This window comes from Streptomyces stoeckheimensis, from assembly GCF_045822005.1.
Taxonomy (GTDB): domain Bacteria; phylum Actinomycetota; class Actinomycetes; order Streptomycetales; family Streptomycetaceae; genus Streptomyces; species Streptomyces stoeckheimensis.
The window spans coordinates 7,458,671-7,482,661 of record NZ_CP169550.1; the positions used below are offsets into that span (position 1 = coordinate 7,458,671).

Annotated in this window: 15 protein-coding genes and 1 pseudogene; 15 read left to right on the forward strand and 1 reads right to left on the reverse strand. The window is 74.1% G+C overall.

Annotated elements, in window-relative coordinates; translation table 11 throughout:
* Positions 1-88: 88 nt before the first annotated feature.
* Positions 89-545, forward strand: a pseudogene (locus ACE1OC_RS33850) (PHP domain-containing protein); the annotation flags it as partial.
* Positions 546-682: 137 nt separating this feature from the next.
* On the opposite strand, the gene ACE1OC_RS33855 reads toward ACE1OC_RS33850, so the two are convergent.
* Positions 683-4,042 (reverse strand): CHAT domain-containing protein, encoded by a 3,360-nt coding sequence (locus ACE1OC_RS33855; protein ID WP_407840165.1) that lies wholly within the window; start codon positions 4,040-4,042, stop codon positions 683-685.
* A 588-nt stretch (positions 4,043-4,630) separates the two neighbouring features.
* Between ACE1OC_RS33855 and ACE1OC_RS33860 the strand changes: the two genes are divergently transcribed.
* The 14 genes from ACE1OC_RS33860 to ACE1OC_RS33925 all read left to right on the forward strand — a co-directional run bounded on the left by ACE1OC_RS33860 (position 4,631) and on the right by ACE1OC_RS33925 (position 23,990).
* A complete protein-coding gene (locus ACE1OC_RS33860) occupies positions 4,631-8,059 on the forward strand; it encodes a CHAT domain-containing protein (protein WP_407840166.1) in 3,429 nt (1,142 codons plus the stop codon).
* Positions 8,056-8,802, forward strand: a complete 747-nt coding sequence (locus ACE1OC_RS33865) for a hypothetical protein (protein WP_407840167.1) — start codon at positions 8,056-8,058, stop codon at positions 8,800-8,802. Before ACE1OC_RS33860 ends, ACE1OC_RS33865 begins: the two co-directional genes overlap by 4 nt.
* Positions 8,803-8,816: 14 nt before the next feature.
* Complete coding sequence (locus ACE1OC_RS33870; protein ID WP_407840168.1) at positions 8,817-9,488, forward strand: RES family NAD+ phosphorylase; 672 nt, start codon at positions 8,817-8,819, stop codon at positions 9,486-9,488.
* 74 nt (positions 9,489-9,562) lie between these two features.
* Positions 9,563-10,696: a hypothetical protein gene (locus tag ACE1OC_RS33875; protein WP_407840169.1), complete on the forward strand. Its 1,134-nt coding sequence runs from the start codon at positions 9,563-9,565 to the stop codon at positions 10,694-10,696.
* 137 nt (positions 10,697-10,833) lie between these two features.
* Positions 10,834-11,064, forward strand: a complete 231-nt coding sequence (locus ACE1OC_RS33880; protein WP_407840170.1) for a hypothetical protein — start codon at positions 10,834-10,836, stop codon at positions 11,062-11,064.
* Complete coding sequence (locus tag ACE1OC_RS33885) at positions 11,057-11,827, forward strand: vWA domain-containing protein (protein ID WP_407840171.1); 771 nt, start codon at positions 11,057-11,059, stop codon at positions 11,825-11,827. Before ACE1OC_RS33880 ends, ACE1OC_RS33885 begins: the two co-directional genes overlap by 8 nt.
* Complete coding sequence (locus ACE1OC_RS33890) at positions 11,824-12,654, forward strand: protein phosphatase 2C domain-containing protein (RefSeq protein ID WP_407840172.1); 831 nt, start codon at positions 11,824-11,826, stop codon at positions 12,652-12,654. The genes ACE1OC_RS33885 and ACE1OC_RS33890 overlap by 4 nt, the downstream gene beginning before the upstream one ends.
* Before the next feature lie 2 nt (positions 12,655-12,656).
* Positions 12,657-13,916 (forward strand): hypothetical protein, encoded by a 1,260-nt coding sequence (locus ACE1OC_RS33895; protein ID WP_407841765.1) that lies wholly within the window; start codon positions 12,657-12,659, stop codon positions 13,914-13,916.
* The gene (locus ACE1OC_RS33900) at positions 13,904-14,554 is read left to right on the forward strand and encodes a 4Fe-4S single cluster domain-containing protein (RefSeq protein ID WP_407840173.1); all 651 of its coding nucleotides are present in this window, start codon (positions 13,904-13,906) and stop codon (positions 14,552-14,554) included. Before ACE1OC_RS33895 ends, ACE1OC_RS33900 begins: the two co-directional genes overlap by 13 nt.
* Complete coding sequence (locus ACE1OC_RS33905; RefSeq protein ID WP_407840174.1) at positions 14,551-16,008, forward strand: hypothetical protein; 1,458 nt, start codon at positions 14,551-14,553, stop codon at positions 16,006-16,008. The genes ACE1OC_RS33900 and ACE1OC_RS33905 overlap by 4 nt, the downstream gene beginning before the upstream one ends.
* The gene (locus ACE1OC_RS33910) at positions 16,005-18,155 is read left to right on the forward strand and encodes an AAA family ATPase (protein ID WP_407841766.1); all 2,151 of its coding nucleotides are present in this window, start codon (positions 16,005-16,007) and stop codon (positions 18,153-18,155) included. The genes ACE1OC_RS33905 and ACE1OC_RS33910 overlap by 4 nt, the downstream gene beginning before the upstream one ends.
* Positions 18,152-20,275 carry an Hsp70 family protein gene (locus ACE1OC_RS33915; RefSeq protein ID WP_407840175.1) on the forward strand — a complete coding sequence of 708 codons (2,124 nt, stop codon included), beginning with the start codon at positions 18,152-18,154 and terminating at the stop codon, positions 20,273-20,275. Before ACE1OC_RS33910 ends, ACE1OC_RS33915 begins: the two co-directional genes overlap by 4 nt.
* The gene (locus ACE1OC_RS33920) at positions 20,275-21,465 is read left to right on the forward strand and encodes a TRAFAC clade GTPase domain-containing protein (protein ID WP_250745248.1); all 1,191 of its coding nucleotides are present in this window, start codon (positions 20,275-20,277) and stop codon (positions 21,463-21,465) included. Before ACE1OC_RS33915 ends, ACE1OC_RS33920 begins: the two co-directional genes overlap by 1 nt.
* Complete coding sequence (locus ACE1OC_RS33925) at positions 21,462-23,990, forward strand: GTPase-associated protein 1-related protein (protein WP_407840176.1); 2,529 nt, start codon at positions 21,462-21,464, stop codon at positions 23,988-23,990. The genes ACE1OC_RS33920 and ACE1OC_RS33925 overlap by 4 nt, the downstream gene beginning before the upstream one ends.
* Position 23,991: the final 1 nt, after the last annotated feature.

Here is a 23,991-nt window from a genome sequence, read left to right on the forward strand (position 1 = left end):
CGAACGCATCTCGACCGGCGATGCTCGCCGCCACCCCCTCCGTCGCGGCCGCGGCCGCGGACACGGAGCCGACCACACCACCACGACGCTGCGCGGCACGATCCCGCCCGGCGCCCCGGACTTCGTGTACGTCCCCGTGGACATCCCTCCGGGCGTACGCGAGTTGTGCGTCTCCTACCGCTACGACGAGCCGCCCACCCCGCCCGGCACTCCGGGCAACGCCCTCGACATCGGCCTGTTCGACCAGCGCGGCACCGCCCTCGGCGGCCGTGGCATCCGCGGGTGGTCCGGCGGCGCCCGCAGCGAGTTCTTCCAGCGTGACCCACCCGCCCGAACGGGTTCCCGGCCGCGGCCGCGCCCGGTACCGCGGGGACTGCCACGTGCACTCCGTGCACTCCGACGGCCGCCGCACCCCGGCCGAGATCGTCGGCCTCGCCCGGGCCGCGGGCCTGGACTTCGTCGACTGGCGCTAGCGCTCCCGTGACGGTCGCTTCGGGCGGTTCGCCCGTGCCGTCCGGCAGGCCGGCGGACTCGTCGTACCCGCGCCGGCCGCGCCCACGCCGCCGAATCCTCCGCCGTCTCCCTCGACTTCACCGCCGTCGGCCCGCGCGGGCCGCGTACGTCCGCGCGGAAGTCCGCCACCCGGCGCAGGCGCCACCGCTGCCCGGCGCGCCGGCCGCGTTCACGAACCCGATCTGGCTCGATTCCCGACCCGGGACGGGCCCGGATGACCCTGATGGACGAAGGCGGCCCAGACCGCCGGGTGGTCCAGCTCCGGACCGCCGGCCAGTTCCTCCAGCAGGCTGTCGCTGAGAGAACCCGGATTCTCGCGCTCCGGGTCGAGCATCCAGCTCTGGGCCGAGTGGAGCGCGTCCACGGGGCTCAGTCCCTCGACGGTCAGGTAGTGGTGGAACACGGCCATCATCAGGGCCGCGGCCGAGTCCCTGGTCGCCCACCGGGATCCCACCACGTCCCGCGCGCCGTTCGCCACGAAGGCGCTCGTCAGGGTGAGCGCCTCGTCGTGGTCGCGCTTGCTCAGGTCCGTCTCGCAGGCACTGAGCACGACCAGGGGGCCGTCGGGGGCGTTCTGTTCCCCCGCGGGGTGATCGAGCAGCCGCGCGACGGTCAGCAGGTCGGTGGTCCGGTCTCCCCCCGGCCCGTCCGTCTCGGGGGCCAGGCGCAGCGCCGATGCGGTCGGGTTGGTGCCCGCCGAACCGTGACAGGCCACGTGGAGCAGGGACGGGGCCCCGGCGAGGGCGGCGAGGAGGTCGTTCGGAGTGCCGGCCGCCGCGGGTGCGACGGGGGGCTCGTAGAACTCCCCGTACAGGCGCGCCCGCGGGTACAGGCTCTGCTGGAGCGCGACGACTTCGAGCTCCGCGTACGGGAGGCTCATGGTCGGGTCCGCCACCAGTACGGGGGCGTCCGCCGGGGCGCGCCTGCCGCGCCGGACCGTGTTGAGGAACTGGCGGCCGGACGCCGCGTAGCTGATGACCATGATCTGGCACACGTAGTCGCTGGGCGCCTCGGCCGGCAGCCGCGCCGCGTGCCAGGGCACGACACCCAGGCGGCCGCAGGGCACCAGCACGATCCTGGGGCCGCCGGGGCGGTCGCGGCGCCGGTTCTCGTTCGCGGCGAGCCGTTCCGCGACGCCCGAGATCACCGGGAGGATCACCGCGTCGGTCGCCCAGTCGCAGAGCTCGGACAGCGCGGCCTCCCAGGTCTGCGCGGCCCCGGGCGCGGGGGGCCGGACCTGATACGCGGCCGAGGCGTCGAGGAACCGCTCCAGGGGGCCGCTCTTCTCCCCGGACAGGAGCGGCAGGGCCCGGACGCCCGTGCCCATGTCCGGGCCCAGCACGACGGCCATGCCGGGCGTGCTGCCCTCGCCCGCGAGCAGGTACACCAGCGCGTCCGCGTCGCCCTCGGCCAATCCGGCCTTGAGCTCGTCGACCGTGGGGGTGCGGAAGAGGGCGCCGTCCCGCTCGCGGTGGGCCAGGGCCTCCAGGGCCCGGCGCCGCAGGGAACTGGGCAGCTCACGGGGGAGGGCGTCGGGTACCGCTCCGGCTCCGGGCGCGGGTCCCTCCGGTGCGGGTGCGGGTGCCGCTGCGCGCCACTCCTGTGCGAGGCCGTGGTGGCCGCGGGCCTCCAGCAGTTCGGGTACGGCCCGAGAGGCCGACGCGGCTTGCAGCACCAGGGCCCGGCCCAGTTCCAGCGCGGCCACCGCTTCCTCGACGCGGCCCTGGGAGGCTGCCCAGATGGCGGCCTGCACCCCGCGCTCGGCACCGGTGCGGGCGGTCAGCAGGCCGTGGTCGGGGCCGGACTGCAGGACGACGTCACCGGCGAGCGCCTGCAGCGATTCCATCGCCGCGTCCGTGGCGGCGTCCTGGTCGGCCGGGTCCCGGGAAAGGCGCAGGCGGAGCCGGTAGTACTCCGCGAGCTGCCACAGCGCGGAGAAGGCCAAGAGCTGCGACCGGCCCTGGCGGACCTCCTCGCGGACGTGCTCCAGTCCGCTGATGGCGGCGTCCAGATCGGCGGGGTCCTGCGAGGTGGAGTACCGGAGGCCCGCCGTCATGGCGGCGAGGTACCGGGTACCCGTCGTGCCGCCCGCGGCCGGCGCGGCGGGGCCGGGCATGAGGTCCGGCGTACGGCTCACCACGGCCCGGGAGGCCCGCAGTCCCTCGATGACGGTGGCGACCTGTGCCGGGAAGAACGCGGTCTCGTCCTGGGGCCTGGTCGTCAGGGCGGCCTCCTGCTCCTCCAGGCCGCGCACGACGGCCTCGTCGTCGCGAGTGAGTTCGCCGAGCGATACGAGTGCGGAACCGTGGACGAGCAGCACCATCCAGCGGAACGGGTGATCGGCTGGCACGGAGGCTTCGAGCGCGTCCAGTTCGCGCATCAGCCGCAGTGCCCCGTTCTCGTCCTGCGCCTCCTCGGCGGCCCGCATGCCGATCATCAGGCGGACCGCCCGGGCCGAGACGACGAGGTGGGCATCTTCGGGGTGAACGACTCCCCTCTGCGTGTAGTGGTCGACGATGGAGTCCATGTGCCGGAGGGCTTCGACGCCGTCGACCCGGCTGCCCCCGAGCGGCGCAGCCGTCTGGAGCACCATGCGCATCAGGTTCTGGATCTCGGAGGCCTGGTCGTGCCCCGTCGGCAGGCTGTCCAGATGTCCGCCGAGCCGCTCGAGAAGTTGGTTGACGGACTCGGGCTCGCCGGATCGCATGGCCTCCGCCAGGCCTACCAGGGCGGTGAACCACGCGCCTGTGACGGCGGGGTCGGTCTGGTCCTCAGCATTCTCCGTCGCGGGCGCGGACTCCGGAGTCGAAGGGACGGTGCTCGATTCCCGCGGGGCTGAGGGGCCGGGGCTCGGCGGGATCAGGCCCGCCAGGGTCTGCAGCTGATCCAGGAGCGGAAAATCGGGGGGCAGCATGGTCAGGAGCGTGTCGGGGTCGAACCGGTCGCCCTTCGCGTACGACAGGATGTCCTGCATCTGCTGCAACTGGCCGCGGAGTTCCGGCGGCAGCGTCGGCAGCTTACCGATCTCGGCCGCCAGCGCCGAGACCCGCGCGATCTCGGCGGCGTTCTGTGCGGGATCCGTCACCAAGGCGCGGTCGATGAGGGACCACATGTCCGGGGGCAACCCGGCCGCGCGGCCCGGCGGGGTGGGGCTCGACACCATCAACAGGAACGTCGCCGCCCACTGCCTGTCCTCGTCCGTCATCAGCTCCCCGGCGGCCGTCGCCGGATCCCGTACCTCCTCCAGGAGGCGCCGGGCCCGTTCCGGGTCGTCCGGTGCGCCGTGCCCCTGGGAGTGGCGCATGGCGAGCAGGCCGCCGAGCACCAGGGTGATCCTGCCGAGCAGCAGCCGGTCGTGGTCCAGGAGCTCCCGCAGCCTGGAGAGTTCGGCGACCGACGCCTCGAACTCTTCCGCCGAAACCGGGTGGTTCTCGTCCTCCGGCCCGAGCAGACGGGCCGCGCGCTCCGCCGCCCCGTCGGCCCAGGCCCGCAACGCCCGGACCCCGCCGGTCTCCTCCTCGTCCACCATGTCTCCACGCCCCCGTCAGCCCCGGTGAATCCATCCGGTCGTTCCGTGCGGCCCATGATGGCCGGACGATGCCCTCCGTCGGTACCTGATAGCCGCCAACTTCCCACCAGCCGACCTGAATTCGCCCGCAGGACACCCCGGGCGGCGCCCCGTCGGGGCGGGAACGGGGCGAACAACGGGCGAGATCCGGGTGCGGCCTTCACCGGTGACCCGTCCGGTGCTTCGCTGATCGTGTGGGGGGAGCAAGGTGCTGTCGTCGAACTCGCGTCGTCTCCCGAAGGCGCGAGGCGGACGGGAGTTCGACGACAGGCCCTAGGGGGAAACGGCGGCGCGGACAACGGTGTGGTGAGCGCCGCACCGGTGCCGGTCGTGGGCATCGTCGGCACACCGATGTCCGCGCCGCCGAACCGGCGGGCGGCCGGCGGGAGTCGGCAGCGAGCTTCCCGGGCGGAGTCCCGGGTCGTGGGTGGGGCGAAGCGCGTGAAGTCGAGGCGGTTGGCGCGTCGGATCGGCATAGTGGGGGTGATCCACGGACCGGCGAAGGCTGTTGAGGGCTGTGTGCGGGGGCCCGGAGAGGCGGGGATGCGGGTGAGTGGGGAGGAGAACGGTGGCGTCGAGGGCCTGCGCACGTGGGTATCGGACGCCATCGAGCGGGTGAAACGGCAGCTCCCCGGCATGGGCGGCGGTCCGCTGTCGCCGCATGCCTCCATGGCGTCGGTCGCCGAACTCGACCAGCTCGCAAGGCTGTTGGACCATGACGAGGCCCTGCGCGGCTCGGTGAACGTGTGGCTGGCAGGTGCGCTGACCCTGCGGGACGCGGCGGGGGCCGGCTCGGCCGGGGACCGGGAGCGGGCCGAACGGCTGCTGCGGGACGCCCGGGACCGTACGGCGCCGCTGGGAGCGGTGGTGACCCGGGAAGAACAGCGGTGGGCGGCGCTGTTCCTGATGAGCCACGTCACTCCGGTCCAGCCGCAGCAGGGACACTTCGCGACGGCTCCGGACCTCTCCGGCTACCTCGACTGGCTGCGGCAGGCGGGAACCGCCGGGATGGTGGCCAAGGCGGCCGAACTGGGCACGCTGATGAACGAAGCGGCGGAGCTGTCGCTGTCGCCGGAGCTGCTCGGTCCGCTGCGCCAGGCGCAGGCGCTCTTCGCCGCCCCTTCCGCCCAGGGACTCTCCGATCTGCTGGCGGGCATGGTGCCGCCCGGTTCGCCGTTCGCGGATCAGCTGAACCAGATGGTCGACGGCATGTTCGGGGCGATGGCGTCGGCGGGCCCGTCTTCCGCCGCGCCCCCCGGGCCGGTGTGGGAGCGGGACGTCGACCCGGATCCTGTGCAGGAGCAGGAGCAGGAGCAGGAGCAGGAGCAGGATCCGAAGCCGGATCCGCAGTCGAAGCCTGATCCGCAGCCGGCCCCCGAAGCGAAGCCGGCCCCGGATCCCGGGCCGCGGTCCCCGCTCGACCCCGAGGCCTTCCGCAACATGGTCGCCGCTCTGGACGCCGTGAACGCGACCAGCCAAGGGCTCGACTCCCTCCTGGGCAGCGGTGACCCGCACGCGCTCAACGAGCTGCTCCAAAGGCTCCGTTCGGTACAGGACCTGCCCATGCCGGGCCTGGAGTCGGCGACGGGGGCCCTGGAGAGCCTGAGGGCACTCCTGCTGAGCATCAGTTCGACCGTGGGCGGAAGCTACCAGGACCTGTCGGCCGGCCGTGCCCATATCGGCGCGGTCGCCGACCACTTGGAGAGGTCGGCCGGGAAGCTGCCTCCGGAGTTGGGGGACCCTGCCGCCTTCACCCGTGCCATGGAGATCACCTTCCGGGCCATGGAGGCGAGGGAGGCGGAGGACGTCCCCAGGACCCGGGAACTCGTCGAGGAGGCCGAAGCCCTGGGGGCGGACGTCGCCGAGAGCGTCCCGCTCCGGTTCGCCGTCGACTGGGCACTCGGTACGGTCCACGCCTCGCTCGGCATGCTGACCCGGGACAAGGAGGCCCTGCTGAAGGCCCTGCCCCACATCGAGCGGGGGATGGCCCGTGCCGAGGGGAGCGGGCTGCCGTTCGCCGGCGAGCTGTCCACGCCGTGGGCGAGGGAGCTCGACCTGATCCGCGCCGCCCTCACGGGGGACCGGGCGGGCCCGGTCCCCGACTACGTTCCCCCGCCCCCGGACGCCTCGATGGAGGATCTGTACACCTCCACGCTCTCCCTCGGCATGCGGTTCGGCCTCGACGGCGACCCGGCGGTGCTCGATGCCCTGATCGAGGAACTCGAACGGCTCCGGGTCGGCGTACGGGAGGGCCGGGCGCCGCGGATCGCCGCCGACGCGCTGTGGCAGCTGGCCGAGTCGTACCACCTGCGCCGGCTCCTCGCGAAGGCCGAGCCGGACCCGGAGGACACGGGCGTCGTGGACGCCGCCGCGGAGGCGCTGACGGCGCTCGCCGCCGACGTCCTCCTCCAGTCGGGCGTCGAGCACGGGCTGCTGGCTGCCCGTACCGGGGCGAGCCGAGGCGTACGGGCGGCCCGCATGGCGGCCTCGTACGGCAGGCTGCACGAGGCCGTGGCGGCCCTCGAACTGGGGCGGGCCCTGGTCCTGCAGGCGGCCTCCACCGCCTCGGCCGTACCCGAACTGCTGGAGGCCGCCGGACGCCACGACCTCGCGGAGGCCTGGCGGGCGGCCGCCGGGGGCGAGGCCCCCGGCGACGCGGGAGAGGTTCCCGGACTGCTCCCGAGCACGCTGCGCCGCGAAGCCCTCGATGCCCTCGGCTACCGCGGGGAAGGGGGCCTCCTGGGCACTCCCACGCTGAGCGAGCTCGCCGACGGGCTCGCCGACGCCGGTGCGGACGCACTCCTCTACCTGGTGGCCGGAGACACCGCGGGCCCGGGCCTGGCGATCGTGGTGGGGCCGGAGCTCGGAGTCGGTGCGGGCGCACTGCAGGAACTCCGCGACGTCGAGGACGGACCCCTCGCACGGTACGTGGAGGCAGCGGCGGCGCGGGACGGCAGCCCGCACGACCCGTCCCTCGCCCGGACGTGGGAAGAGGCCCTGGAGGAACTGTGCGACTGGGCCTTCCAGGCACTGGGCCCGCTCCTTGGCGAGATCGAGGAACGCCTGGCGGCGGACGGTGACGGGCGCCGGGACCGGCTGCCGCGCATCGTCCTCGTGCCCTGCGGGCGCCTGGGCATCGTGCCGTGGCACGCGGCGAGGCTCCCCGCCGAGGCGGCCCACGACCGGCTCTGCCAGACGGCGGTCATCAACTACGCGGCGTCCGGAGGCCAGTTCCTGCGCACGGCGCGGCGCGCGCCGAGGGACCCGGCCGCCTTCCCCGTTCTGGTGGCCGACCCGATGATGAGCCTGGCGTACGCCGATACCGAGGTCACCACCCTGCGCGACGTCTTCTATCCGCAGGCCCGGCTGTGCGGCGCGCTCTACGACGAGGAACTGCCGCCCGGCACGCCCGACACGGTCCTGGGCTTCCTTGCCGACGGCACCTCCGTGCTGCACGTGGTCTCGCACGGATCGGCGGGCACCCGGCCCACGGTCTCGGCCCTGGACCTCGTGGCCGACGACGCGTACACGCCGGAACCGCTGACGGTGACCCGGCTGCTCGACCACGGGGGCCGACAGGAGGCGTCCGACGGGCCGTTGGTCGTGCTGAGTGCGTGCCAGACCGATCTGAGCATGCGGGACCACGACGAGGCGCTGACCCTCACCACCGCGTTCGTCGCCGCCGGGGCGCGGGACGTCGTGGGGTCGCGCTGGCTGGCCCAGGACAGTGCGTCGGCGCTGCTGATGGCGGTGTTCCACCACCACCTGGTCGTCGACGGGCTCAGCGCCGTGGACGCCCTGAGGGCCGCGCAGCTGTGGATGCTCGACCCCGAACGGAAGAACCCGGGTTCCCTCCGGGGCGACCTGCTCCGGGAGATGGAACAGCCGGGACTGGAACGGACCGCGCTCTGGGCCGCCTTCATCCATCAGGGACATCCGGGCCGGAGCTCGGCGAACACGGCAGAAGGGACAGCATGAACGAGGAGGGCCGCGGGCCGTCCGCGGAGCCGTTGCTCGCCCTGATCGGCGAGCACCTGGAGTCCATCCGCACCGCGCTCGACGACGCGCAGCACGCGCTGCTGCTCACCCGGCTGAAGGCGCTCGCCGAAGCGTCACCGGGCGACGGCATGGCGGTCCGCAGGGCGCTGCAGGGGGTCAGGCTGGCCCTGCGGCAACTGCCGTTCGGTCATCCGGTACGCACCATGGTGGACGGGGTGCGGCTGGTTGCCGCGCCTCCCGGGCCGCAGGCCGTGACGGAGGCGCTGAAGCTGGTCGACCTGCTGGCGGCACCGGGCGGGGCCCCCGTCCCGGAGCCCGAACCGCAGGCGGTTCCGGAGGCGGTCCCGGAAGCCGCCCCCGCGGTGGACCCGGCAGACCGCGGCGACCGCGCGGCCGACCCGCTGCTCCGGGAACCGGCCCTCTCGGCGGCCGAGGCGACGGCCCGCTGCGGTGGGGCGCCGCCGCCCGAGCTGATCAGACTGCCGGACCCGCCGAACGGCGACCGCTACCCGGAGTTCCAGTTCCCCGCCGGCGGCGGCACCCCGTACGAGGTGGTGCTCGAGGTCAACCGGCTGCTCATGGCGGAGGTCGATCCCCGGGGCGCCGCCGCGTGGTGGTACGGCGGCAACAGCTGGCTGAGCGGGCCCCCGGTGTCGTTGCTGGGCCGGATGCGGGACCACGAACTCGTCGGTGCGGCCACCGCACTCGTGGAGGGGGAGTGATGAGGGGCAACTCCATGCCGATGATCAGGCTGTTCCCCATGATCAAGGAGGAACTGCACCCCCACTTCAGGGTGATCCCGGCCGGCACGGAACTGTGGCGGGTGCACAAGGCCAAGTACAGGCCGACCCAGTTCAATCCCACCCTTGCGGACATCCACTTCGAGGGCGGCCGCTTCGAAGGCACCGTGCTGGACCCGTACCACAGTCTGTACCTGGCCGACAGCGCACTGACGGCCGTCGCGGAGAGCGTGCTGCGCTCCGTGCCCTGGACGGGCGAGAAGCGGGTGATCCCCTACGCCCTGGTCCAGGGACGGTCGTTGAGGGTGCTGCGCACCACGTGCGACCTGACCGTGGTCTCCCTGGTCGGGGAGGCCGACCTCGCGGCCGTACGCCGAAACGCCGAGCTCCTCGACGACGAGAGGAACTATGCGAAGGCGCGGCGCTGGGCGAGCGAGATCCGGGCTCAGGCGCCCGATGCCACGGGGCTCGTATGGCAGTCCCGCCGGAACCGGCCCGAGAACGCCGTGGTGCTCTTCCACGATCGCTTCGACGACCGCCACGGCCGGGCCCTGGAGGTGCTGCCGGAGCGGGGTGTCGAGGACCTCGGATCCCCGGCGGGCCTCAAGGAGGTGAACCGGCTCCTCGACCCGTTGTGGGCGGAGGTGTCCGAGCCCATGGGGTGGTGACGCCCCGTACGGAGGACCGCCGGGCGTCCGCCCGCGGCTTGTCCGGCTGTGAAGGGTGATGTCATCGTGAGCCCATGGCCTTACCTCTTTCTGATGACACGTCACTTCTCGCTGAACTGAAGGAGGTCAGGCGCGCGGGACTGATCCGGCTGCGGGGGCGTGCGCTGCCCGGCCTGGAAGCGGCGGCGACGGCGGTCACGTCCGGCGGCGCCCGGCCGCCGGGGGCGCCGATAGAGGTGTTGCTGCGGAGTGCGGTGGCCCGCCTGGACGCGGGGACGCTGCGCACCGCCGCCGAGTACACCCTGGGCCTGGCCCAGGGAACCCGGGACTGGCCGGCGTCCTCCCGCCGTGCCAGGGCGGCCTCGGTCTACGGAGTGAGCGTCGAGCGGTTCCGCAAGGACCAGGAGGTGATGGTCCTGGACCAGGTTGCCGAGCAGATCGTGCGGCTGGCGGCGGACGCGGCCGCGGCCGCCGCCTCGCCCGGTGGGCCGGGCGGACCGGCGGGTCCCGTGGACGGGGGCGGGGCGGGCACCCATCGGTCCGTGCAGGTCCGGGCGGCCGGCCGGACCGTCGGCCTCACGGTGCACGTGCACCCCGTGGACCTGCTGCGCGACGTGGACGTGGTCGTCTCCCCGTCCAACGTCCACTTCGCGCTGCCCGAGGCCTACAAGTCGTCCATCGCCGCATCGCTGCGGCGGGCGGCCGCGGTGCACGGGATGACCGGTGAGCTCCTGGATGACCCGCTGCCCACGGAGCTGCATCGGTGGGCGGAGCGGCACGGCACTACGGGACGTGCGGTGCGGCCCGGCACGGTGGCGGCCACCGGGGCGGGTGCGCTGGCGGCGCAGGGCGTACGGCGCATCTACCATGCGGCGATCGCCGTGCCCCGGGCCGGGACCAACGACTACGACGTGCTGCCCGCCGATGTCACCCGGGCGGTGTCCCGGGTCCTGGCACTGCTGGCCGAGGAGCGCGACCGCCACGTACCGCCGCTGCGCTCGGTGTGCTTCCCGCTGATCGGCTCCGGCCGCGGCGGCCTGTCCTACGAGGTCAGTCTGGGTGCCGTGTGGGCGGCGGTGGAGGCGGAGCTGGCGCGCGGGGCGCGCTGGGACGTGCACTTCGTGGTGCGCACCCCGCAGGCCGCCGCGGTGGTGGAGCGCATCGCCGCCGGAATCCGCCCGGCGCACGACCAGAGGCCGACCGGCTGACCCGGTGCAATGGAGGGGCGCCCCGGTGCGCACGAGGGGCGCACCGGGGCCGCGCAAGGGGGGTGCGGGGGGATCATGGCCTGGGTAATCTTCGCTGTCACGACCATAGTTGACGATCTGTCACCTAGCGTGGGCGCATGAGCGGTGGGATGGAAGAGTGGGGGCACGGGGCGGCGGGCCGGGTGATCACCTGGCCCGATCCCGACGCGTACGTCCTGGTCGAAGGAGTGCTGCTGCGCATGCTCCCGGAGCCCCCGGGCGCGGCGCCGGGCACGGAGGTGGTCGTGAGGTACGAGGCCTCGCGGCATGTGCGCGTCGCCCGCGAGGCGGCCCGGACGGACCAGGGTGGGGTGTCGGGGGATGAGTGAGTACGGCTTCGGACTGGCGCAGGGCAATGACGAACGGCAGCCCGTCGTCCTGCTCCTCGACACGTCGGCCTCCATGGGACGCCCGGCCGGGAGTCCCCGGATCGACGAGCTCAGCCGGGCGCTGACCGGCTGGTTCGACGGGGTGCGGGCGGAGCCGAGGCTGCGTGCGCGGGTCGAGGTGTGCCTGATCACCTTCGACTCGCGGGTCCGGGTCTTCGACCCGGACCGGGAGCAGCTGGTTCCGGTCGAGGAAGCCGTGACCGACCGGCTCTTCGTACCGGTGGACCGGATGCGTCCGCCCCGGCTGGAGGCGTCCGGACTCACCCGGATGACGGAGGCCGTCGAGATCGCGCTCGACCTGGGGCGGGCGCGCCACCGGACGCTGCAGGAGCAACGGGTCCAGGTGCGCAGGCCGTTCCTGTGGGTGCTGACGGACGGGGCCCCGAGCGACGCCGACGGGGAGCGGATGGACCCCGCCGCCCTGGCCGGTACGGCGGAGAAGGTGCGGCGCGGCGAGGAGCGGGGCGAATGCGTGCTCCAGGCGATCGGCGTGAGCGGCGCCGACCTGGAGCTGCTGCGGGTCCTCGCCCCCAAGGGGGCGCTGATGCTGGAGGGCCTGGACTTCGGGCAGATCCTCGATCTGCTGTTCCAGAGCTCGGACCGGATCGGGGCGGTCCAGGCCGCCGACGAGATCCACGGACAGGTGGCCGACTTGGTGGAGCGCCAACGGCGCCTGCGCCTGCTCGACGAGCGGTACCGGTGATCGTCGCGGGGGCCGCGGTCCAGGGGACCGCGCACCTGGCCCGTGGGCAGGGCTGCCAGGACGCCTTCAAGGCAGTCGAGTTGGGCGGGACGGCGGTACTGGCCGTCGCGGACGGCGCCGGCGGCAGGGAGCGCAGCGCCCTCGGCGCGCACCTCGCCGTGGACGCCGCCTGCCGGATCCTGGCCGAGGACGTCCCCGGGGCGGGGGACGCTCCGGAAGTGTGGACCGGGTGGATCGCCAAGGCCGGCGCCAGGATCATCGGGGACTACCGGCGGGCGGTGGAGGGCGTGTTGTCGGCGGTGGCCGAGCCGTCGTCGCCCTCGGAACCGGTGGACGCCGGGGCGCTGGCCGCCACGCTGGCGGCGGCCGTCGTCCGGCCGCCCTGGGTGGCGTTCCTCTCGGTCGGCGACTGCTTCGGGACGGTACTGACCCGGGACCCCGACGGGCCCGGACCGGGCCGCGAGGAGCGCGAGCGGTGCCATCTGGTCCTGCCGCCGCCCGCTCCGGGCGCACCGGAGACGGTCTTCCTCTCGTCGCCCGGGGCCGCGCTGCGATTACGGTCCTTCGTGGTGTGGGAGCCGCGGCTGAGCGGGGTCGTGCTCGCCACCGACGGCTGTGCGGCCCTGACGCTCGACCACCCCTCCGTACGGGAACTCCCGCCTGAGGCGGGCCCGTTGCCCTCCGAGCGGTTCTTCTGCGGCCTCGCGGCCACGCTCCGCGCCAACGGCGGTGACGCCACACCCCTGCGCGCCCTGCTCTCCGGGCCCGGGGCGGCGCGGACCGGCGACGACCTGACGGTGCTCTGCGCTCTCACGGACGGCAGGTGACGATGGCCCTCACGGTGGTGTCCGACAGCGGACGCACATGGCACCTCACGCGGCAGATCGGCAGCGGCTCGGAAGGGGTCGTCTTCGCCGTGGACGACGCGCGCCCCCTGGTGGCCAAACTCGTCCTCGACCCGCCCGATCCCGCCGCCTACCGGCGCCGCATCGCCCGGCTGGTCCGGCAGCGCCGTCAGCCGCGTTCCGTCCGGCTGCTCGCGGGGGCGCCCGCGCGGGTCGCCTGGCCGATGGCCGGGGTCCGGGCCGGCGGGCCGGGCGGCGACGGCGTGGACGGCTACGTGATGACCGACATGCGCCACGCCCACCAGCCGTTCGCGTACCTGCTGACCCCGCAGGCCCGCCAGGTGCTGCTGCCCCGTGCGACGTGGGCCACCGCACTCGCCGCGGCCCTCTCGCTCGCCCGCCTCCTCGCGGACCTGCACGCCGAGGACTACGTGGTGGGCGACCTGAAGCCGGACAACCTCTGGGCGGACCCGCAGGGCAGGGTCGGCATTGCGGACGTGGACTCCTGGCAGTTCACCGACGGGGGCGAGACCTTCCCCGGGAGGATGGGCAGCCCGGGCCACACCGCGCCCGAACGGATCGGGGCACCGGCCGGTACCGCGCCGGACCGGGCGTCCGACGAGTTCGTCCTCGCCGTCCTCATCCACCAGTTGCTGATGTGCGGACTCCACCCCTTCGCCGGGCATCCCTCGGGGGGCGGCGACTACCTGTCGTACGACGACAACGTCCTGCACGGCCGGTGCCGACTGCTCGACCGGACCTCGGTGTACCTGCCCCGCTCCGCGCCGCCCGTCGACCTGCTCCCGCGCCGGCTCACCGCGCTCTTCCGGGCCGCGTTCGGCGGGATCCGGCCTTCCGCGGCGGCCTGGAGCGAGGCGTTGGCGGCGGAGTCGGACCCTTCGCGGCTCAGGACCTGCCGGCGGAACGCCCTGCACGTGCACACGGCGGAGCGGCCCTGGTGCCCCTGGTGCGACCTGGCCGAACGCGGGGCCGACGGCTATCCGGGGCCGGACCCGAGGTCGCGTACGGACGGGGTGGCGGCGGGCGCAGGGGGCGCGAAGGGCGCGGAGGGCGGGACGGACCCGAAGGGCGCGGGGGGCGGGACGGGTACGAGGGACCGGAAGGACGCGAAGGACGCGAAGGACGCGAAGGACGCGAAGGGCGCGCAGGACGTGCAGGACGTGCAGGACGTGCAGGACGGTAAGGACGCGAAGGGGACGGAGGGCGCGGCATGGCAGAGGTGACCGGGCTCTCGGTGGCGCGGCGGCTCGACCGCTGCACCGTCCTCGGCCCGGGGGTCAGGGCCGTGATCTGGGTGCAGGGCTGCCCGCTGCGCTGCCGGGGCTGCGTGGCCGCGGAGACGCTGCCCTTCGAAGGGGGCACCGCCCACACCGTGGAGGAACTCACCGACTGGCTCTGCGGGTTGCCCGACATCGAAGGCGTCACCCTCTCCGGCGGCGAACCCTTCAGCCAGGCGGCGGAGCTGGCCTCGCTGCTCGACACCGTGCGGGCGCGGCGCCCCGAGCTCAGCGCGATGGCCTACTCCGGATTCCGGTACGAGGCCCTGCGCCGGGGCGGCCCCGACCGGCAGGCACTGCTGCGCCGCCTGGACCTGCTCGTCGACGGCCCCTACGTGGCGTCCCGACAGCACGGTCTGCGCTGGCGCGGCTCCGCCAACCAGCGCATCATCGCGCTCACCGGCCGCTACGCGGACGTGGGGACGGAGCCCGACCACAGCGCGGGCGTCGAACTGTCCCTGGAAGCCGACGGATCACTGTCCTGGGCCGGAGTGCCGCCGACTCCCGGCTTCCGTGAGGGGCTCGAGGAACGACTCGCGGCACGGGGCTTCGTCCTGCGCGCCGAGGAACGGAGGGAAGCATGAGCGGATCACCGAAGTACAGCACCGTGTCGGTCGCGCCGGCCTACGCGCGGATCGAGGCGCAAAGGCGCCGTGCCCGGGAGGCCGCCCGCCGGCGGCTGGAGGCGCAGCGTGCCCGGGAACGGGCCGAGCGTGCCGCCCAGCGGGCCCGGGAAGTCGCCGCCCGCCGGGAGCGGGCCAGGGCGGAGGCCGGGCGCCGGGAGGCGGAGCTCGCCCGGCGCCGGTCCGAGCAACAGGATTCCCACGCCGCCCGGGTCCGCCGGGAGCAGGCCGACGCCGACGTGCGCCGGCTGGCCGAGGTGCGCGGGCTGCTGGGCCGGGCCCGCGCCGAGGACTCCGGGGTGCACGTGCTGCGCGAGCGCCTGGACCTGCTCCAGAGCCGCGTGGAGCGGGGCGAGGACCCCGGCCGGGACATCGAGGAACTGCGCGGCCGGGTCGTCCTGCTCGCCGAGGAGGCGGAGGCTTCCGGCCGGAACGCCGACCACGGTGCCGTCCTGGCCGGGCTGGAGGAACGGCTCGCCGGGATCGGGCCCCAAGCCCGTGAAAGCGACCCCGAGGGACACCGGCGCTGCCTCGACCTGCTCGCCGAGTTGCGTGCCACGGCCGGACCCGGTGAGCAGACGCGGTTCCAGGCGATGCTCGGCACCGCGGAGCACGCACTCACCCGGCATGCCGCGACCGTCGGGGAGCGGGCCGCCCGGGAACGCCGTCGGGCGGAGCAGGCCCGGGAGGCGCAACTGCAGGCGGAAGAGCGCGCGTCCGAGCAAGAGGCGGCACGGCAGGCCGCGCTGGAGGACGAACAGGAGCGCGTGACGGCGATCCTCGCCGAGGCCACGGACCGGCTCGGCGTCGTACGGCAGTCCGTGGGAGAGGCGGCGGCCGAGGCCCGGGAGCTCGGCGCCCCCGAACTCGCCGAGCGCATCGAGGCGGCGCTGACCGCCGTCACGAGCCCGCTCGCGGCGGGCGCGCCGGCGGAGGCGCTGACGGCGGTCGCGGCGCTGGAGGAGCTGCTCGTCGACGCGGAAGCCCGGCTGGACGAACTGCAGTTGGCGTACGCACGCCGGATGGATCTCGCGCAGGCGCTGCAGGACGCCATGATCGGCGAGGGCTTCGCCTTCACCGGGGGAGCGGAGCGGGCCGGAGAGCTGCTGCTCAGCTTCGAGCGTCCGACCGGAGCGACGTACCAGACCACGATCACCACGGACGGCGGCGGCACCCCCGTCCTCGTCTACCAGGTCGACGGCGAGCCCGATGTCACCCTCAGCCCGGATCCGGAGGTCGCCGTGTGCGACCGCACCGAGGACCTCCTGGTGCGGGTGCACGAGGCCATCGTCGAAGGGGACGGCTTCGTTCCCGGGGACCTCACCTGGCAGGGCAAGCCGCCGGGCCCGCGGGGCAAGAGGCTGACGGACACGGGGCAGGTGCCGGACACGGAGGAGTGGAGTTGGACCGGGTGAGCACCGTCGGCTGGGTGAAGCAGGGCGACGCCGGCGGCGCGGGACGCCCCTCGCGTACGGAGCGTCCGGGCGGGCCCGCCGGGGACGGGCAGCCGGTGGTCGCGGACGGCATGATGCCGCTGTGGGCGGTGTCCCTCGACTGGGAACTGAGGCGCGGGCGCCAGGTGATCCTCAACGGTCAGATCAGGGACCGCTGGTGGTTCGCGGACCGGCCGGCCTCCTTCCGCGAGGTGGTCGCCGGTCTGCTCGAAGCGCGCGGCGCCGAGGTCGTCGGCTGGTGGGATCCGGTGGGCGGGCTCGTCTTTCCGCTGGACGGCCACGCCGAGCGCTTCGACGAGCTGCGCGAGGGGCGGTCCTCCGAGCGCGCCCGGACCCCGGGCGGGGCTGCCACTCCGGGCGGGGCCTCCATCCCGGACGGGGCCTCCATCCCGGGCGGCGCGTCCGGGACCGGTACGCCCGCGGACGCCGCGGGAGCGCGGCCGCCACAGGGGCGGGGTGACGGGGAAGGGCCGTCCGACGGCGCGCCGGACGCGACCGCCCGCGCCCGGCGCGGAGACGAGCGGGACCGGGGCCGCGAACGCCTGCTCGCGCCGCGGCAGTCGGGCCGGCCCCGCTCCTTCGAGGACGTCGTCGCCACCGTGCACCGCCTGGTGGCCCTGCCCGACGCGGCGGTCGCCTTCGTCTTCGAGGACGTCGATCACCACCTGCCGCCCGGCCACCCCGAATCGCACCTGGGCTACTTGAGGCTGCGCGCCGCGATGACGGACGCCGTGACCCCGCGCTCCGCCGCGGGCCCGGCCCCGCACGCGCGCAACGCGGTGCTGTGCGCGGTGGGTGATGTCGGGCGGCTGCCCGGCTGGTTCCACCTGGAGGACCCGAGGGTCGCCGCGCTCCACATCGGCCCGCCCGACCCCAGTGAACGGCGGCTGTGGCTCACCTGGCTGCTCCGCACCTTCAACGGGGCGCACGAGTCCTCGCGCGCCGATCTCGAAGCCCTCGTGGGAGCCACCGACGGCATGCTGGGCTGGGACATCGAGTCCCTCGCCAGGACCTCGTGGATGCGCAACGCGCCCTTGGGGAAACCGGACAAGCTGCTGGAACTGCACCGGCTCAACGTGAGCGTCGACCCGTGGACCCAGCTCGACCGGGAGACGGTCGCGGGTGCTGCCGGGGTCCTCGGCTCCCGGGTGGTCGGCCAGAGCGTGGCCGTGAACGCCGTGGCCTCCGCCCTCCAGTCCGCCTTCGTGGGCGTCGACTTCGGCAGTTCGGGGACCGCGCGTCCCCGGGGCGCCTTCTTCTTCGTCGGACCGACGGGCGTCGGAAAGACCGAACTCGCCAAGGCGGTGGCCGAGTTGATGTTCGGCGATCAGAGCGCCTACGCCCGCTTCGACATGAGCGAGTACCAGCAGGAGCACGCCGCCGAACGCCTGGCCGGCGCACCGCCCGGCTACATCGGCCACGAGCAGGGGGGCGAGCTGACCCGCCGCGTGCAGGAACGGCCTTTCAGCGTGCTGCTCTTCGACGAGATCGAGAAGGCCCACCCCAAGGTGCTGGACAAGTTCCTGCAGATCCTGGAGGACGGCCGGCTCACCGACGGCCGGGGCCAGACGGCGTACTTCTCCCAGTGCCTGATCATCTTCACCTCCAACACGGGCGCGGATCAGGTCCGGAGCCTGCTGGAGGAGCGCGACCAGCTTTCGTACCCCCGGCTGGAGGCGCACTTCACCCGCGCCGTGGAGGAGAAGTTCCGGCAGATCGGCAGGCCGGAGATCTACGGCCGGCTCAAGCCGGGCGTCGTCGTCTTCGACATGCTGCGCCCCGAGCACGTCGCCAGGATCGCCGACCGGCTGCTCGGAGAGCTTGCCGAGTCGGTCCGGGAGCGCCACCGCGTGGAGCTGGTTCCCGACACGGACACCCTGTACCCGTGGATCACGGAGCGGATGTCGGATCCCGGGCACCAGGCCTACGGCGGGCGGCAGATCCGCAACGAACTGGAACTGGTGCGCTCGGCCGTCGTCGGCCATCTGCTGGCGAACCGTCCGGAGCCGGGCAGCCGGATCCGGGTCGGTGTCGGGGCCGACGGCCGGCCGTGGGTCACCGCCGACGGCGCGGGGCCGTTCGCGGGCGAAGGGAGCGTACGGTCATGATCGCCATCGACCTGGGACACCGCTTCGGGCGGGTCGCGCGGGTCGGCCCCGACGGCCTGCCGGAGGTGACCACGACCCGGCTCGCCGGTGTGGACGGCGTCCTCGACCCGGTCCGGGCCCTGCCCCTGCTGATCGGATCAGCCCCGCAGGAGGAGGGGGTCCACGGGGTGGAACCGGACGGTACGGCCGCTCTCGGACTCCCCGTGTCGGGCGGGCGGGAGGACGAGCTGCGGTACGCGGTGGAGCGCTGCGGGCTCGAGGTCGGACGCGTCGTACCGGAGCCCGTGGCCGTGGCCCTGCACTACGGGGCCGTCGCGCAGGGCGTGGACCACACGGTCCTGGTCTGCGACCAGGGGGCGACCACCCTGGACCTGAGCGTCCTGGCCATCGCCCCCGACCTCACCGTGCACGTGGTCCGCTGCCTCGGCCTCCCGCTCGGCGGCGACGACTGGGACGCGGCGGTCGCCGCCGAACTCGCCGGCCGCCTGCCGGACGGCGTGGACCCGCTCGGCGCGGCCGAGGTCCTGCGCCGGGCGCTCGGCGACGCGGACGCCGTCACCGAGACCGTGGAGGACGCCGATGGCGGCCGGCATGCGCTGACCCTGGACCGGAGCGACTTCGAGCGGGCGGTGACGCCCCTGCGGGAGCGCCTGCTCGCCGCCGTCGCGGAGCAGCTCGGCACCGCGGAACCGGCCGTGGACACGGTGCTGCTGGCCGGCGGGATGGGCGCCGAGCCCGGCCTGCGGACCGGGATCGAGGCCCTCCCGGCCGCGCAGGGCCTCACGGTGCGCTGCGATCGCCCCGAACTCGCGGTCGCGCTCGGGTTGTTGGAGCTGCAAGACTTCGGAGTGCTGCGCGTCGTCACCGCATCCGCCGGGAGGCCGGCACGGGCGGAGGCCGGGTACGCCGGCCGGGACTCCGGGTACCCGCGCGCGGAGACCGGCCGCCCCGGCGGGGACACCCGGTACGCGGGCGGCCTCGAGTCCGTGGACACCCTCCTGGACCCCGAACCCGCCGGCGCGCCGACGGACCCGGAGCCCCGCACCGGGCGTCCCCCGGTTGAGGACCCCGAGCCCGCCCCGCGGCAGGGCGGCGGGCGGGCCGGGCAGGAGGGCGCCTTCGCACCCCCCGAGCCCGAAGCGGCCGGGCCGCAGCCGCACGCCGACTCCGCGCACGCCGAGTCCCCGCACGCCCCGTACGCCGAGTCCGCATACACCGAGTCCGCGCACGCCCCGTACGCCGAATCCCCGTACACCGAGCCCCCGTACGCCGAATCCCCGACGGCCGGACCCGCGTCCACCGATGCCCCCGGCTCTCCGGAGGCCTCGCCGCCGCCCCCGCCGAGCGCTCACCACCCCGAGCCCGAGCCCCGCTCCGAGCCCCACCACGAGACCGACCCCGAGGACGGCTCCCCGGCCCCGCCCGGCCGGGATCCGTACGACGCCACGGCCGAGGACCCGCCGCGTTCGCCCGTCGAGCCGCGGACCCTGTTCGCGGTCCCGGTGGGCCAGCTCCAGTACGTCCGGCGCGGGGACCACCTCCTCGTGCTGTGGGCGTGGCCCGAGGGGGCGCTGAGCGCCCGGGTGCGCTGGCGCCGGGAGGGGAACGCCTCCGGGGCCGCCGCGGGCGCGGGGGACACCGTGTGCCGTCGCCGGGTGTACGAGCACGACGGCGGCTTCGACCTGGCCGTCGGCAACGGGGCCGTCACCCTCACCGTGGAGGCCCTGGTGGCGGATCTCGGCGAGGACTGCGAAGGAGCGTCCTCGCTGCTCATCCCGGCCGCCCCGACGGTCGTCTCGTACGAGCCGAGCGTGCGCCGCCGCCTCAAGGGCCGGGTGGCCTCGGTCACCTTCACCTCCGAGGACGGCTGCGACCTGCCCGGGCTGCGCATCGTCCACAGCCTCGGCCGCTTCCGCCCCACCAGTACGGCCGAGGGCACCGTCCTGCACGAGGTGCCCGCACAGCGGCTGTCCGCAGCCACCCCCCTGACCGTGGAGTTCCCGCTGCCCGCCACCCGCGGCCCGTCCTGGCTGGTCTGCTTCCCGGCGCACGCGGACGCGGGCACCGACCTCGGTATCGACATCCGCCCGACGGCGCTGCACAGACTGCGAGTCACCTGATGGCCAAACGCCTCATCTGCCCCTACTGCTACGAGAACTTCGCCCCGCGCGAGATCCGATTCCGCTGCCACAGCCGGCTGAGCCGGACGGGAAAGCAGTGCGAGCGGCGCCGCGACCAGGTGCTCGATCAGCGGAAGGGACCGCGCCGCAGCCACGACCTCGGACCGGACTTCGCCGCCGACGGCCGCAAGCCCACGGCCGTCTGCCCGGACTGCGACGGAGAGACCACCTACCGGATCTGCCCGGTCTGCCACTCCGAACTGCCCGTCCAGTTCGGCATGATGGACAATCGTCTGATCGCCATGGTCGGTCCGAAGGCCTCCGGCAAGACCGTCTACATGACCGTGCTGCTCCACGAGATGCGCAACCGGATCGGAGAGGCCTTCGGAGCGGCCCTGATGGGCTCGGACGACGAGACGATGCGGCGCTTCAGCTCCGACTACGAGGACCGCCTCTACCGCGACAACCAGATGTTCCCCGGTACCCAGACGGCCTCCACCAACCTCAACCGGGTGGACCCGCTGGTCTTCCGCTTCGGCCTGCGCCGGCGCACGCTGCTCGGCGAACGCCCGCAGCACACCGTCCTGTCCTTCTTCGACACGGCCGGCGAGGACTTCAACTCCCGGGAGAACGTGGAACTCAACACCCGCTATCTGGCCGGTGCCGACGGCATCGTGCTGCTGCTCGACCCGCTGCAGATGCCGGGCGCCCGCGACAACGCCCTGCCCGGCACCCCGCTGCCGGGCAGCGAGGGGCTCGACCCGCCCATCAACGTCCTCTCCCGGGTGACCAACCTGCTGCTCGCCCGCGGTTCCGGCCGGGCCGCCCAGAAGATAGACATCCCGATCGCCGTCGTCTTCTCGAAGATGGACGCCTTCTGGCACCTCCTCGATGCCGGCAGTCCGCTGCGCGACCACGTGCCCGCGCGGGACCGCTTCGACGTGGGCGACAGCCTGAACGTCCACGAGGAGGTGCGCCGGCTCCTCAAGGACTGGGACGGCGTGCCGATCGACCACCTGCTGGACAACCACTACTCCCGCTACCGGTACTTCGGGGTCTCCGCGCTCGGCCGCCACCCCACCACCGACGCACGGGTCGCCGCCACCGGCATCCAGCCGTACCGGGTGGCAGACCCCCTGCTGTGGCTCCTGAGCGAGTTCGGTTCGGTGCCGAAGGCGGGCCGGGGATGAAGCACTTCCAGCAGCTCTACTACACCTCCTGTGAGCACGGGCTCAGCGGGTTCTCCGGCTTCCAGTTCAACGCCGTCAGCCCGGGCGTCACCGCGGGCACCCGGCAGGCCGTGGAGGCCCTGGCCGGGTACGAGCCGCCCCGCTCCCTGGCGGAGTCGGACACGCCGGAGCTGCTGGAGCGCTGCCCGGTCAACCTCTGCTACCGGCCCTACGACCGGGACGGGCGCCGCGCCACCGCGCTGTGCGTGCGGTACGTGGGCCGCGACTCCGCCCGCCGCTTCGGCAACTACTTCGCCCACGCCCTGCACAGCGAGGACTTCCGGGAGGCCGCGGGCGGGATGCTCGGGATCGAGCTGTGGAACTCGCCCGTGTGGACCCGTACGGTGGCCCCGGCCACGGAGATCCCGGCGCTCGCGGCGCCCGCGCCCGGACCGCTCGATGTCCGGGCCGTGGCCGAGTTCCTGCGCGGGCATCCCCACGCGGCCCGGCTGCCGGAGCTGCTGGCCGCCGTGTTCGCCGCGCTCACCGAACACGGCTCGGTGGTGGTGGTCGACCGCGACACCGAACGGATCGCGCGCTGGTTCGCCGCCGTCTCCTACCTGCTGCCGCCCCCGCTCGCCCGCGGGCTGTCCTTCGCCACCTACGTCTTCCGTCCGGGCCGGAGCCGGCTGCATCTGATCGGCACCGTGCCGGAGGCGCAGCTCGCCTTCGGCACGGACGACGAAGCGGCCTACACCGTCTTCGACTTCTCGCGGGGCGTCTTTCCGGAGGTGCCCGTCAGCGACCTGGTCCGCCTCCTCACCAGGATCGGCGTCGAGTCCGTCCGGCTCGTCTGGTCCTGGACGGCCGACTACACGCGGGGCGGGGAGGAGACGCCGGACGACTGGCACGCCCCCGTCGCCGCAGCGGCCTGCGCGGGCGGCATCACGCTCACCAGGGCCGACGCCCACGCCGTGATCGACTGGCTGGCCGGGGCCGACCACCTGGGCGCACTCGGGGCGACCGTCGCGGACGACATCCACCGCAAGCACCGGGACCTAGACGACGGCCGGCTGGCCATGCTGAGCTCGGCCGCGAAGGCCGGAGGCGACATCGGCGTGCACCGGGAGATCGAGGGGAAACTGCACGCGGCGCGGATGCGGGCCTACATCCGCGCCGCCGGGAACGCCGCCCCGCCGGTGCCGATCGACGACCCGACGACGCGCGAACGGGCCACCGCCCTGTGGGAGCGGCTCGCGGCGGAGGCGCGGACCCCCCGCGAGCGGACCCGACTGCTGCTCTGGGCCGTCGGCGCCCGCCTCTCCCTGACACGGGAGGCCGTGGAGCGGGCGACCCTGGGCCTGGCTCACGCGCTGCTCGCTTCGAGTACCGACGACCTGCTCGACGAGGTGTCCGAACTCCTGCGCGTCCTGCCGGCGATGCGCGAATCCCTGGCCGCGGCGGTGGAGGAGGTACTGAAGGGACGCTCCGGCCAGGAGCAGGTGCTGTCGCACTTCCCCGCCAATCTCCTGCGCGAAGCCGACCTGGCGGACCGTCCTCTGGTCCTGGAGCACCACCTGCGGGCGAGGGCCGAACGCATGCGCTCGGACACGGTTCCGATCATGTTCAAGATCCTGAAGATCCGGGGTCGGACGTCGCCCGACGAGGAGCTGGTGAGCGCCCTCTGGCACCCTTCGCGGACCTGGTCCCACGAGGAAGCGGCCTGGATCGCCAGGCTGCTGCCCGCCGCGGAACCGGTGGACGAGGCGGTCGGCGCATGGTTCCGCCGCGCGCTGGGCCAGGACATCCAGGAGGAGGAGTCACTGGAGGCCTGCCTGCGCCTGTGCGGGCTGCTCGCCGACCCGGGCCGCTTCGCCTGGCTGCCCGCGGACGTGGGGGAGCGCGTACGGGTCGCCCTCGATCTGAACAGGGTCCTCCGTGAGGCCGTCGAGGCCACGGACCTGCTCGCGGCCTTCGAGGTCCCACCGAAGCTCAGATGGTCCGCGACGCTCGCGCTCACGAGCCTGTGCCTGGTGCCCGCCATGCTGTGGCTGCCTGCCGACATCGCGCGACTGCGGGGCCGGCTGCGGGAGTTGAGTGACCGTGACCTGGACCGCTACCTGTCGGACGTGTACCGCAGGGTCACGGGCGGCGAGGGGATCGGCGACGTACTGCTCAGCCATGTCGCCACCGCGGCCACCCTGTCGCGGAGGTCTCTGCGCACCCATGCCCAACTGGAGCTCGTGACGGCGATCCGCTCCCATCCCGCCGCACACTGGCGCCTGGCGGACCTGGCACGTCTGGAGGCGGCGGTACGGCCCCACCAGCCCGGACTCGCCGACCACTACGCCGAGGACGCCGAGGCCCGGCGCAGCAGCCCGCAGCGCCGGCCGCGCAGGGTCTGGCCCTTCGGCCGCCACACGGAGCCCGCCGCCGCGGATCCTCCCGGCGCGAGGGCGTCCGCGCCTTCGGCGCCCGATGCGGCGAGTCCCGACACGTCCCGGAAGAAGAGTTCCGACAAGTCCCGGAAGGAGAAGGGACAGTGAT

Bases quoted from the DNA above. Each gene is read 5' to 3' on its own strand.
- ACE1OC_RS33855 (WP_407840165.1), bottom strand. From the start codon at position 4,042: ATGGTGGACGAGGAGGAGACCGGCGGGGTCCGGGCGTTGCGGGCCTGG.
- ACE1OC_RS33865 (WP_407840167.1), top strand. From the start codon at position 8,056: ATGAACGAGGAGGGCCGCGGGCCGTCCGCGGAGCCGTTGCTCGCCCTG.
- ACE1OC_RS33870 (WP_407840168.1), top strand. From the start codon at position 8,817: ATGCCGATGATCAGGCTGTTCCCCATGATCAAGGAGGAACTGCACCCC.
- ACE1OC_RS33875 (WP_407840169.1), top strand. From the start codon at position 9,563: ATGGCCTTACCTCTTTCTGATGACACGTCACTTCTCGCTGAACTGAAG.
- ACE1OC_RS33880 (WP_407840170.1), top strand. From the start codon at position 10,834: ATGAGCGGTGGGATGGAAGAGTGGGGGCACGGGGCGGCGGGCCGGGTG.
- ACE1OC_RS33885 (WP_407840171.1), top strand. From the start codon at position 11,057: ATGAGTGAGTACGGCTTCGGACTGGCGCAGGGCAATGACGAACGGCAG.
- ACE1OC_RS33895 (WP_407841765.1), top strand. From the start codon at position 12,657: ATGGCCCTCACGGTGGTGTCCGACAGCGGACGCACATGGCACCTCACG.
- ACE1OC_RS33900 (WP_407840173.1), top strand. From the start codon at position 13,904: ATGGCAGAGGTGACCGGGCTCTCGGTGGCGCGGCGGCTCGACCGCTGC.
- ACE1OC_RS33905 (WP_407840174.1), top strand. From the start codon at position 14,551: ATGAGCGGATCACCGAAGTACAGCACCGTGTCGGTCGCGCCGGCCTAC.
- ACE1OC_RS33915 (WP_407840175.1), top strand. From the start codon at position 18,152: ATGATCGCCATCGACCTGGGACACCGCTTCGGGCGGGTCGCGCGGGTC.
- ACE1OC_RS33920 (WP_250745248.1), top strand. From the start codon at position 20,275: ATGGCCAAACGCCTCATCTGCCCCTACTGCTACGAGAACTTCGCCCCG.
- ACE1OC_RS33925 (WP_407840176.1), top strand. From the start codon at position 21,462: ATGAAGCACTTCCAGCAGCTCTACTACACCTCCTGTGAGCACGGGCTC.